9 protein-coding genes and 1 pseudogene are annotated in these 12,536 nt (G+C 36.9%); 3 read left to right on the top strand and 7 right to left on the bottom strand.

Features of this window, described 5'->3' with window-relative positions:
- Positions 1 to 43 precede the first annotated feature (43 nt).
- The 3 genes from EP073_RS04810 (at position 44) to EP073_RS04800 (ending at position 4,864) form a co-directional block, all read left to right on the top strand.
- On the top strand, positions 44 to 3,016 hold the full coding sequence (locus EP073_RS04810; RefSeq protein WP_128466034.1) for a TrlF family AAA-like ATPase: 2,973 nt from the start codon (positions 44 to 46) through the stop codon (positions 3,014 to 3,016).
- A gap of 179 nt (positions 3,017 to 3,195) precedes the next feature.
- On the top strand, positions 3,196 to 3,978 hold the full coding sequence (locus EP073_RS04805; protein ID WP_128466033.1) for a type IV toxin-antitoxin system AbiEi family antitoxin: 783 nt from the start codon (positions 3,196 to 3,198) through the stop codon (positions 3,976 to 3,978).
- Positions 3,950 to 4,864, top strand: a complete 915-nt coding sequence (locus EP073_RS04800) for a nucleotidyl transferase AbiEii/AbiGii toxin family protein (protein ID WP_206617502.1) — start codon at positions 3,950 to 3,952, stop codon at positions 4,862 to 4,864. The genes EP073_RS04805 and EP073_RS04800 overlap by 29 nt, the downstream gene beginning before the upstream one ends.
- A gap of 13 nt (positions 4,865 to 4,877) precedes the next feature.
- Here EP073_RS04800 and EP073_RS04795 read toward each other — a convergent pair whose 3' ends face one another.
- From EP073_RS04795 to EP073_RS13890, 7 genes and pseudogenes are all read right to left on the bottom strand, one after another.
- Positions 4,878 to 5,951 (bottom strand): tyrosine-type recombinase/integrase, encoded by a 1,074-nt coding sequence (locus EP073_RS04795; protein ID WP_128466032.1) that lies wholly within the window; start codon positions 5,949 to 5,951, stop codon positions 4,878 to 4,880.
- 294 nt (positions 5,952 to 6,245) lie between these two features.
- Positions 6,246 to 7,157, bottom strand: coding sequence for a restriction endonuclease (locus tag EP073_RS04790; protein ID WP_128466031.1), 912 nt, complete (start codon positions 7,155 to 7,157; stop codon positions 6,246 to 6,248).
- 93 nt (positions 7,158 to 7,250) lie between these two features.
- Positions 7,251 to 7,481, bottom strand: a pseudogene (locus tag EP073_RS04785) (virulence RhuM family protein); the annotation flags it as partial.
- Between the two features lie 9 nt (positions 7,482 to 7,490).
- Entirely contained in the window at positions 7,491 to 10,169 is a 2,679-nt protein-coding gene (locus EP073_RS04780) for a DEAD/DEAH box helicase (protein WP_128466030.1), read from the bottom strand.
- Complete coding sequence (locus EP073_RS04775; protein WP_128466029.1) at positions 10,169 to 11,740, bottom strand: site-specific DNA-methyltransferase; 1,572 nt, start codon at positions 11,738 to 11,740, stop codon at positions 10,169 to 10,171. Before EP073_RS04775 ends, EP073_RS04780 begins: the two co-directional genes overlap by 1 nt.
- The gene (locus EP073_RS04770) at positions 11,740 to 12,309 is read right to left on the bottom strand and encodes a hypothetical protein (RefSeq protein WP_128466028.1); all 570 of its coding nucleotides are present in this window, start codon (positions 12,307 to 12,309) and stop codon (positions 11,740 to 11,742) included. The genes EP073_RS04775 and EP073_RS04770 overlap by 1 nt, the downstream gene beginning before the upstream one ends.
- Positions 12,306 to 12,467: a hypothetical protein gene (locus EP073_RS13890; RefSeq protein WP_206617500.1), complete on the bottom strand. Its 162-nt coding sequence runs from the start codon at positions 12,465 to 12,467 to the stop codon at positions 12,306 to 12,308. Before EP073_RS13890 ends, EP073_RS04770 begins: the two co-directional genes overlap by 4 nt.
- Positions 12,468 to 12,536 lie beyond the last annotated feature (69 nt).

Below are 12,536 nucleotides of genomic sequence, written 5' to 3'. Positions count from 1 at the left end.
TAGTAGATTATGTGCAAAATAAAAGTTTCCAACGAGGCTGATCATGGAACATATAAATACACGTGGTTCTGAATGGCGTAAATGGGATCTACACATTCATACTCCAGCATCAATTAACCAAAATTATGGTGGAGAAAACGCGTGGGAAAAGTTTATTTCCTCTCTTGAAAATCTTCCGGAAAATGTAAAAGTTTTGGGCATAACAGATTACTATTTTATTGATGGCTACGAAAAGATTATGGACTATAAACTGAATCAAGGACGGTTAAATAATATCCTAAAAATTTTCCCAATACTTGAGTTCAGAATTGATACATTTGGTAGCACAAATGAAAATACTCTTAGCAAAATCAACCTGCATATTTTGTTCAATATTGATGAAAGTAAAATTAATACAGAAATAGATTTAATTAAGAAAGAATTTATTGAAGTAATCCCCATTTCGGGGAATGACAAATATTCAACTAAGATGTTAACCAAAAATAATTTTATAGAAATTTGTGGCAATTTGCAAAAAGGGTTTGCAAATCTTATTCCTCCAACAAAGAAAGTCTTTGAAACATTAAATTCAACAACATGGAACGATAGGATATTTACGTTTTTAGGCTATAAAGAATGGTCAAATTTAGATAAAAATAAACAATTAAAAGATACCAAAGAATGGCTATATGACAAAGTTGATGCATTTTTAACAAGTAACCATATTAATTACGAGAGTAACAAAAGATGGCTCAATGAATTTGGTGATAAACCATTAATCCATTCAGGTGATATTCATGATTTTAATTTCCTTGATACTTTAGATAAGAAAACAAATAATTATTGCTGTATGACATGGATTAAGGCTGATCACACTTTCGAAGGATTAAAGCAAATAGTTAATGAACCTTATGAAAGAGTATTTGTTGGAGATATGCCTCCATTATTAAAAAACATGGAAGGTCGGGGAGGAAAATATATTGATCGCATCTCTGTTAAGCCTATTCAATCTGAAACGAGTTGGTTTGATTTTGAAATAAAGTTAAACCCATCATTGGTAGCAATTATCGGAAATAAAGGAAGTGGTAAAAGTGCCTTAGCTGATATTATTGGATTGCTTGGCAATTCACAGCGTACTGATTTTAGTTTTTTAAATAATAACAAATTTCTCAAGTTAAAGAATGGTCATAAGTTTAGTGCTGAAATTCAATGGCACAATGAGCTCACAGACTCAAAAACATTAGACTCTAAGCCTAACCATGAAAATGTACCAAAAGTGCATTTGCTTTCGCAAAACATAATAGAAAAAATATGTGAGAATGTAGATGACACGATCTTCGAGAATGAAATACATAAAGTTATTTTTTCTCACTTATCCAAAGAAGAAAGAGAAAAATGCAATAGTTTAGCAGAGTTGATTACTGCCAAAACAAATTCAATTCAAAAACAGATCAGACAAAAATTTGAAGAAATTAAAGCTATTAATGAACAAATAATTTTTTATGAGAAATCACTTTTTACCGAGAACATCAACAAGTTAAACAATTTAAAAGATGATAAAAAGATTGAAATAATTGATCACTTAAAACTCAAACCAGCTCAGGTGAAAAAACCTATAGAACAAGAACAGTCACCTGAAATGAAAAAAATATTGGATGAATTAGACACTGTTAATATAAAAGGAGAAAAGCTGAAGAAACAGATTGACGAGATGATAAATGAACAAACCAATATCAACAAAAAATTAACAGCGATAAAAAATATTAATAACACCATTGATATATTGAAAGAACATATTCAAATTGAGCTTTCAAAACTTGGTGAATATTTCCAATTATTAGGCTTAAGAAACTCAGATATTGTGAAGTTTACTACGAAAAAAGGTGATTTAGATAAATTAAAAAATGACCTAACTTTAAGGAAGAGTGAGATCTCGAAAGATTTGGATGAAAGTCTTGCTGGAAGTGTAAAGAATAAAATCAATATCTTAAAAGTACAATATACGAAATTAAAAGCAAAACTAAATGAAAATGAGCAAAATTATCAAAACTATTTAAGTTTGAAAACTGATTGGAAAAATAAATTCCGAGATTTGTATGGAAGCAAATCAGAACCGACTGAAAATTCTTACAATTTTTATAGAATAGAATTAAAGAAATTAGATAACTATAGACTTAATATTCCTGAATTAAAAAAGAGGAGGATAAGCAAATCACAAGAAATACACCAGCTAAAAGTTTTTTTAAAGAACGAATTGGCAAAATTATTTCAACCAGTAGCTTTATTTCTTGAAACCAACACAATCGTGCCTAAAAAAGATTTTAAAATGGAATTTTCTACTGAAGTTGAAAACAGAGACTTTAAAAAGAATTTCTTAGAATTCATTGATAGAGGAGCAGTTGGGAGCTTTTATGGGATCAATGAAAGTGACACCGTATTGACAGAATTGATTTCTAACACGGATTTTAATCAAGCAGACTCAACTGTGAAATTTCTCGAAGAAGTTTGTAATCGGTTATATTTCGATCACAGGAATCAAAAGAAAGAAATGCGTTTACAATCGCAACTTAGGAGCGAAAGAAAAGAAAGCGATGTGCTAAATTATATATATTCAATGAACTACCTAACTGCTCGTTATAAACTAAAATGGGATGGTAAAGAACTTAGTGAGCTTTCACCAGGTGAAAGAGGACAAATGTTAATGATTTTCTATTTAATCATTGATAAAAGTGACATTCCTATTATTATCGATCAACCAGAAGACAACTTAGACAACCAATCTGTATACAGAGTATTAATGCCATGTATCAAGAAAGCACGTGATACAAGACAAGTTATAATAGTAACACATAATCCAAACCTAGCAATTGCCTGTGATGCAGAACAAATTGTTGTCTCTAACATTAACAAACAAGATAATAATAAAGTGTCATACAACACAGGTTCAATTGAATCAAAAATAATTAATAAACACTCATTAGATATATTAGAAGGAACTCGAGAAGCATTTACCAAAAGAGGTGCTAAGTATCTCTAAATTATATACTTCTGAAAACATTTCAATAATTGATTAACATGCTAAAGGCATACACAAAATAAAGACCGGGAATAGTTATCAGTTTATTTTCAATAATACCTATCAAGTCTAACTATATATTAAAGAATCAAAATAAACCAACCCTTGACATGGTTTAAATTATATCTTATCTATAAAGCATGGCTATAGAAAGAGATGCAAAAATAAACCGACTGTTTTTAGACTGGTCTGTAGGAGCTGTGTATCTCAACTCCTATTTGAAAAAGCGCGGTATCTCTGATCAACTATTAAGCCAGTACAAAAAAAGCAAATGGGTAAAGTCTATCGGCACTGGCGCAGTTGCCAGATATAACGATGATGTCAGCCTTATCAGCGGCGTGTCAACATTGCAGATTCAGGCAGAAATGCCAATACATTTCGGGGACAAAACCGCATTATCCTTGCTTGGCCGAAGTCATTATCTTGAACTTGGCGTACAAAAAGCAATCCTGTTCGGTCAAAAGAACAAAAAACTCCCCGCTTGGTTTCGGAATTATTCATGGGAAACGGAGTGGGAATACCACACCACCGACTTTTTGCCACATGATACGGGCTTAACAGAAATCAAGGTCGACAATTTCACGATAAAAATATCTTCTGCCGCCAGAGCGATAATGGAATGCCTGTATCTTGCCACTGATAAGCAGGATTTGGTTGAGTGTTATCAGATAATGGAATCGCTCAATAACCTGCGTCCTGATTCTGTTCAGGAGTTGCTGGAGCAATGCTCATCAGTAAAGGTCAAAAGGCTTTTCATGTACATGGCGGACAAGGCAGGGCACTCATGGGTAAAATATCTTAACCTTAACAAAATAGACTTGGGTTCAGGGAAAAGAAGTATTGTAAAAAACGGGGCTTATGTGAAAAAATATATGATCACAGTACCGAGAGAGCTTGAAGAAAACAATGAATCAGACATATAAAAATCAGGTCTCACTGCTTTTGAATATACTGCCCGAAGTTGCGAAGGAGAAATCTTTTGCTATGCACGGCGGAACTGCCATAAACTTATTTGTCAGAGATATGCCCAGACTATCGGTCGATATTGATCTTACCTATGTAAATATCGAAGACAGAGTAACCACCCTGCAAAACATCAGCAAGGCTTTGATAAGAATCAAAAGCTCCGTAACTTCCGCTTTTCCCCGCATAAAGGTTCAGCATTTGCAGGAAAAAGGCAAGCTGCTCATCTCTTCAGAAACAGCAGCCATAAAGCTTGAAGTAAATCTAGTCGCCCGTGGGCTTATATCGGAAGCAGTCCTTGTGCCGCTATGCAGTCATGCTCAACAGGAGTTTAATGCCTTTGCTGAAATTCAGATTGTTTCACTTGGTCAGCTTTACGGCGGCAAAATATGTGCGGCTCTTGACCGCCAGCATCCCAGAGACTTGTTTGATGTCAGATACTTACTCAATAATATCGGCATAACAGATGAAATCAAGAAAGGCTTTCTGTATTCACTTCTAAGCAGTGACAGACCGATAAATGAACTGCTTGCGCCTAATTTATCAGACCAAAGTGCGGCATTTGAAAATCATTTTTCAGGCATGAGCATAGAAGCATTTTCCTATGAGGATTATGAGCAGACAAGAGTAAAATTAGTTGAAGCAATAAACCAAAGCCTGAGCGAACAGGATAAAGAATTCATCTTATCTTTCAATAAAACAACTCCCGATTGGACGCTGTATGATTTTTCTGAATTTCCGTCAATACGCTGGAAAATGCAAAATTTGGAAATTCTCAGAAATAAGGATATAAATAAGTTCACTCTTCAACTAAAGGCATTGGAGCAGGTATTAGGAAGATACTGACAACCCATGTATCTTATATCTTCGCCACGGCTTCACGAAGGTGCGGCTGGTTCAGGTGGGCGTATCGCCTTGTTACGCTCAAATCACTGTGACCGAGAAGCTCTGACACGGTATAGAGATCAACGCTGTTTAAGACAAGCCTGCTTCCGAAAGTGTGCCTTAAGTCATGGAAAGTAAAATCTTTAATCTCTGCCTTTGCAAGTGACGAATTATAGCTGCTTTTTACACTTTTGGACTCAAACAAATCCTCATCATCCTGAAGGTTGTATTGATTAAAAAACTCGATAAAGCACTCATAAAGAGTGTCACTTATCGGAATATGCCTCTGCTTGCTGTTTTTGGTATTTGTCTGATTCACAAAAATGTATCTCTCTGTCAGGTGAATATCTGATGCTTTCAAGGATAATATCTCAGAAAGCCGCATACCTGTCCGCAGAGCAATCTGGATAATGTAATAGAGCTTTTTATTACGGTTTTCTTTCGATGCTTCCAAGAGCTTCTCAATCTGTTCCTCAGTGAGGCATTTCACTCTGACGTTATCAACAAACATCTGCCTCAGATGTTTTGCCGGATTCACCGCAATGATATTAAGCTCCACTGCATAATTCAGCATCCGTTTAACCGTTGCGATATACCTGTTGATGGTGCTTTTTGAAATTTTCCTTTCAGCAAACAGGTATTTGAAGAACTGGTCTATGTCAAACTCACTGAGGTTTTTAATCGGTATGCTGCCGAGATATTCCCTGACGATTTTGAAACGCCGCTTTTCCTTCTCAAAAGACTTATTTTTCATCATGTAATGAGGGGAAAAATGATTGTCTATAAACTCTCCAAAAGACATATTTTTGAGCTGTCTGTTGACTATGCCGATCTTTTTATCAATCACATCTACACGTTTTTTAAGCTCAAGCTCTTTAGCGAGCTTGTAACTATGACCCGCCGCTTCCCAAACATGTTTCCCATTAAGCACATAGACAATATAATAGAGCTTATTTTTATCTTCTCTCAGATCATTGCCGCATTTGCATACAGAGTTTTTCACGGAGACTTTTTTATGACATGCGGAGCATTTAACCATGAGAGCCATAGACTTAACACCTGTTTTTTTCTAACGTTTTTTCTAACATTACCCCCCAAAATACACCAAAAAAGGCGAAAAAATCAAGAAAAATATTTTTGCAAAAATCAGGATAAATATTTAATAATACAAAATAAATCAAAATATTCAAAAAAGCATATAAATAGACAAAAAACCGTTGAAACGGACTCAAAATCCGCAGTCCGCAAGGGCGTGGGGGTTCGAGTCCCCCTTTCGGCACTCTTTAAACAAATGATTTGAGTACATTTGGTTCGGAAAACTTCCAAATACTGCGCTTCATTGTTACAGCATATTTTCGTTAAAATAATCCGTATCGATCTCTTTGATTTCGTATGTATCCTTCACCGATACGCCTATATTATGTTTTACCATCAGCTCCGCCAGTTTCCGCCCGTCAATAAGGACGACTTTTCTTTCAAGGTTTTCGGCATATCTGACAGCCTCTGCACTGAACTCTGAAGTAGTTATAAACACTCCCTTGTGCGCTTTTTTGCCAAGTAATGCTCCGGCAAATTTCTGGATTTCAGGTCTCCCCACTTTGCCTTCCCATTTTTTTGCCTGAATATAGATCTCATCCAGACCGAGGATGTCTTCCTTAATGATTCCGTCTATGCCTTCATCACCGGAGCGCCCGATTGCACGTCCGGCATCTTCCACAGAGCCGCCGTAGCCAAGCCCCAGAAGGACATCAACAACGAGCTGCTCAAAAAATGATGGAGTGCATTTTGAAATCTGCTCCTGAAGGTCGGAAATGAGTGTGTTTCTCAAATCCTTATAAGCGCTCTGGAACTGCTCCGAAGGCGTGAAAGATGTGTCATCTTCTGCAATCTCCTGAACATCATTCTTTTTTGAAGGCGAAACAAATTCGGCAAACTCCGGAAATTTCATCAGATAATCTTTGCTGATATATCCTTTCTGTTCTTTAAGGGTTTTTATGCCACGGTCAGTTATCCTGAAATATCCTCTTCTGGTAACGTCAATCAGCTTGGCTTTTGAGAGATAAGTCTTCGCCCATTGCGCTCTGTGATAAAACATCGGAATTTTATTGCTTGGGAGAGTAAGAGTCAAGTCGGCTTCAGACAGAGCAAAATATGCGGAGAGTTCCGGCAGGAGTTCTTTGACGGTATGTTCCTGTTTGTCTTCAATAAGTTTTAACAGCGGATACATTATCTTGTCGTATGATGGTACGCTCATCACTCCTCCTTTTTTTCTATCCCTTTGATCATCTTGTCAAAATCGCTCTCGAATAAGCGATATTGGTATTGTAGTTTTACTGTAGGCGGCAGTTATTCGGAATTTCCTAATAACTGAATTTTCGTCAAGCTCCCCGCCGTCAAAGATATTTTTCAGGTGTTCGTTTATGGTGGGTACAGACACATCAAAAAGCTGTCCCATCAGCTTCTGCGACAGCCATATTGTTTCATCCTCATATCTGGCTTCAATGCTCTGTTCGCCTGATTGTCCGGTGAATATCAAAAATTCTGCTGTGCTGTTGCGGATTAGCTTTTTATCTAGCATTAGGGTTCCTTATTGTTTAAACTCAGTTGCGAATCTTGCAAAAGTCATATTTGGTTTAACAACATCGTGTGGGATAAGAAGATAGTGCCACGGTTTACCGCCGTTTGCAGTTGTAAAGTCTGTTGCATGTTTGCAATACACGAGTGCCGCATTTTTCTTTTCCTGCACATCATCAGTATCAACGTCTGCTTCTTTTTTTGTTTCAACCATATAAAGACCATCGGCAGTTTCAACAATAAAATCGGGTTCATAACGTTTTGAGTTGTGTTTCCAGTAGATATGGAACTGTTCTTTAGCAGGTCTTAACCATTTTTGCACAGCATTATCACTTTCCAGAATGATTGCAAAGTCTTTCTCTGTTTTGGAATCAAACTTATATTCAGAATGGCATGACTTCTTAAATCCTGTAAATATTTTAGACGGAATAGACCTTGCGGGTTCAATTGTTTCAGTAAAATAGTAAATCTTGTCATGCTTCAGCTTTATATAGTTATGGGGATGTATCACAGTAAATGAGTGAACCTGTGGCTTTTCATACTCAGTGGAAACAAGATAAAAATGTTCCATCATCTGGCTGTAGATTGCCCTTCCGATCTGCATTTTGTGATAGCGAACAACATTTAAAACATCTTCATCATTAAGATATGATTTGAAATGCTCAATCAACTGACAAACCAGCTTGTATAATAAATCTGATTGAGAATCATAGTCGACTTCCCCGAAGTTCACAAGTTCGTTAATTATTATATCTTCAGGTTTTTCGTGTCTTATCCTGCGTTCCGCAGTAACAATCTCTCTGGTATTTGATTGCAAAGCCTGAATAAGCAGGTCTTCAGATACAGGCTGATAATTGAATGGGGCAACATCAAGATCAAAATCATGGAATCCGAAGTCAGCACTTCCCTGTTGAAGCATAATGCGTGGAATTTCTATAATATTTGCAGAGAAATATTCTATAGTATCATCATAAGCCTGTTCAACTTCCTTGATCTCTTCTTCAACAAACAGTCTGTATTGAGGGGATTCATCAGCTTCTCTGCGTATTCTTTCAATAATGGACTTTTTAACTTCCGGCTTTTTTAATTCAGAAACAGAAGTAACTTCTTTACCCATTTTGGGCATGTAGCTAAGTATTTTTTCTCTGACTTCCAGTCTGACTTCTTCTTTTTGCCTGACTGTTTCGTCAGAAATAGTGGCTATCTCTGCTCTTTTTTCTTGGACAGCTTTCTCAATATTTGAAAGAGAAACTGCCACTTCCGGTCGTTGTTTTTCCAGTTCATCAGGATCGATAGTAATAATATTCTCAAGTCTGATTATCGAATCCGGCTTATTTGCTGCATCAACAATCTCCTGAAATTTATCATGTACCATGATTGTGAGCTTATCAACGGAAGAGTTGCCTGTTTTCCTGCCGTAAGGCAAACGCAGCCCACGTCCTATTGTCTGCTCTCGAAGAGTAGTTGAAGCGGCGGTACGGAGCGGAACTATTGTATAAAGATTGGTTACGTCCCAGCCTTCTTTCAGCATATTGACATGAATAACTATCTCAATAGGGTTGTCAGGATCTTCAACCGAAATAAGGTTTTGAATATTCTCTTCTTTTTCTGTTCCTGTCTGATTGGAGTGAATCTCCATTACCTTATCGGTATAGTAACCGTCAAAGAAACCGGGAGAACATATAATCTCCTTCAACTGTGCTGCATGTTGAGTGTCCTTAGCAACAACAAGGACAAAAGGTTTAACATGCTCTTTTTTGTTATCTCTGGCGTATATATCAAGCTCGACTTTTGTTTTTTCATGCAGCCTGATTCCATCTTCAAGCTTAATTTGGTCAAGCTCCAGAAGATTGTTGCTGTATCTGTCAGGATCAAAATCTTCCCTTGTGGCAACAGCAGGTTCTTTGACAAAACCATCCCTGATCGCTTTTGCCAGTGAGTATTCATAAACAACATTTTTAAACTTAATGGTTCGTCCGCTCTTTTCTACCTGCGGAGTTGCGGTAACTTCCAGACCCAAGATCGGGTTAAGTTCATTAAGAACCGTCATGCCTCTATCCGCACGATAATGATGGGATTCATCCATAATAAGAACAAGATCTTCAAGATTGGTAAGATAGTTGAAATATGAATCGCCTATGTATTCCCAAAGTCTTTTGATTTGCGGTTGCTGCCCTTTTCTTGTTTCTGCGTTTATTTTAGAAATATTAAAGAAGTTAATGCAAACTTCGCCTTCTTCTCTCGCTCTTTCAATAGCAGAAAATTCCCATGTATAGTTGTCAGCAGTAATGATTTTGGGCTGCCTTACGGCGAAATCGGCTATGCCTCTGAATACATATTTCGGGCTATGCGTATTGGAGAAATCATCAATCAGCTTGTTATAAACAGTAAGGTTAGGAGCAAGAATAAAGAAATTTGTTATCCCTTTTTTCTGAAAAAGATACGTTACAAAAGCTCCCATAAGCCTTGTTTTCCCCACGCCTGTTGCAAGGGAGAAGCAGAGTGAAGGGAAATTCCGTTCAAAATCAGTGCAGGTTGGGTACAGTTCTCTGACTTTTTCCAATTCTGCGGTCAAATCGGCATCTTTTCTAAGTGTGAGAATATCTGCCAGTTGAGCAAGAATATTAAGGCTCTCTTCCTGCGGAGGGCGAAGGCTTAGGCGGTTTTTAATGATATTAGCCGTCTGATTCATCAGCAGTCCTCCTCTTCTTCGTCTTCGGAATCAACCACAGGAACGTTGATAATGTTCAGACTGTAATCATCTTTTCCGAATTCGCACCTACCAAGAAGAACATGCGGAATTTTTTTGACGGTTATGTTTGAATGCCTTTTCACACAAGCATCCTGAAATGCTTTGCAAGTGATAAGCAGACTTTCTTCGGGTTTCATTTCTTCATGTATCTTGTCTATAATATCCACTGTGAGAAACTGTGTTGTAGTGTAGATAAAGTCAGTTTCTGTTGAATAACCCTGCTTCCAGTATACTGTTTCATCGGGATAATACTTAAACCCTTCCTGCTTTGCCATTGCTGCGGCAAGCTGTTCAGCGTTGTATTCTTCGGATATAACCCAACGGTCATTGGAGTCTTTTTTCAGAAGACTTGGCGCAAGAGTATAATAACGGAAACCGCCGCCGCCCTGCCAGTCCACAGCTTTTGATATTCCGCCTTGGTCTGTTCCGTCTATAACTTTTTGCAGGCGTGGCACACAGTGCGTATTGCAATGTTCCCCAAGCTCAACGCCAATCCAATTACGCCCCATTTTGTGGGCAACAGCAGCAGTTGTGCCGGAACCGAGAAAGGAGTCAAGAACGATGTCACCATGCTTAGTATTAAGCTCTAATAAAGTTTGAATGAGTTTTTCTGGTTTTGGATAATCAAAGTCATTGTCTCTGAAAAGTACTCTGAGTTCATCTCCTGCGATTTTATTCGTTCCATGGTCATCAAGAATAGAGCGAAGAACTTTCCCTTCTGGCATATAAACTTTATGGTGTAATGTCCACTTGCCTTTTACTTGTGTCAATCGGATTGTACCAGCTTTTATACCGCCAAGTATCGTTTCCTTTGATTTCTGAGAATTTATATTAAGTACAGAACCATCAGGGCATTTTATCACAATTTTAATTGGGTTTTGAAGTCCATCTCGTGCCAAAGTATCCCAGTAATATCTGCCAGTGTCATCGACTTCTTTGTATCGCTGTAAATACTCAATTTCATAAGAAACACGCCATTTTTTCTTGTGGATTTCTTTATCACTACATTTCACATAAACTAATATATAATCATGATCTAATGCGATGAATCTTGAGTCGTTTCCGCCTCCTTTACGTTTTTTCCATATCAAATCACCAATAAAATTCTTTCTTCCGAAAATCTCATCTAAAAGAACTTTCAGATAGGCATGTTCTATTTCATCAATATTGATAAATAGTACTCCATCCGTTGATAACAGTTTATACAATAACCTTAATCTTATACTCATCAAGTTGAGCCATTCTGAATGTTCAAGTCCATCATCATAATGCTCAAAAGCGTTACCGGTGTTATAAGGCGGATCTATATAAATACATTTAACCTTTCCTGCGTAATCCTGTTCCAACGCTTTTAACGCAAGCAGGTTGTCACCATGAATCAAAATATTCTCTGTGTCTTTATCCCCATATGATCTTTCAGGGTCTTCAATAAGTATCCGTGGCTCAAGTCGAGGATTATCCTTTTCCCCCTTCCCGATCCACATCAGCTCCAATCTCTGCTTTTTTGACATTAGCTTTTGCTCCTAAAAAGATCATCAAAATCTTCTTTCCCTTTTTTATCAAGAAAAAACTTTATAACATCTCCATGCTTAAGTTCAGAGTCATTATGCCCTAAATCTTTTCTCATAATTTTTAATAAAGTTTCATAACTATTGAAAAAATCTTTCATTTTTTTCTCGCTCATTTGGAGATTATCAAAGTCAAGGTCAGTAAACTTGTTCCAAAACTTGATCATTTCTGCATTGCCCCACACGAGAATGTCTTTTTGTATATCATATACATCTGCAAGAACAAGCTTGTAACCGGGAATAGTTAGACCATCTAATATTTTTTCAAATATTCTAGAATATGCCTCTGCTTTTTTTTCAAACAAACGTGCTTCAATCTCACGTTTTTTATTCAAATAATTTGACCATATAAACATGAACAACGCTGAAGTTGCACTTATAAATGTCAATTTAAACTCTTTATCAATATCTAAGTTAAAAAACCAATCAGTAAGAGCAACTGCACCCCAAATAATCAACCCAAGGAATATCAATCCTAGAATGAATTGAATAAATTGCTTTAAGAACTTCATAATATCCACCATCTTATAGTAAACAAATCCTCTTCCTCAACACCGATTTCAGGGCGTTTTTCAAGATCAGATATAAGCTCTTCAAAATAAGTGCCTGTCTCCCGCTCTGTCTTCGCTTCCCTGCGGAATGTATCAAGAATGTTTGGTAATGCTGACATGTGATGCTCCTGAAATTTGTTTTAGCATTATATAAAGTTTGGAAACAAAATGAAGAACAATTTCGTTTC

The sequence above is a fragment of the Geovibrio thiophilus genome (assembly GCF_004087915.1).
Taxonomy (GTDB): Bacteria; Chrysiogenota; Deferribacteres; order Deferribacterales; family Geovibrionaceae; genus Geovibrio; species Geovibrio thiophilus.
This window is presented reverse-complemented; position numbering and strand designations above follow the sequence as displayed.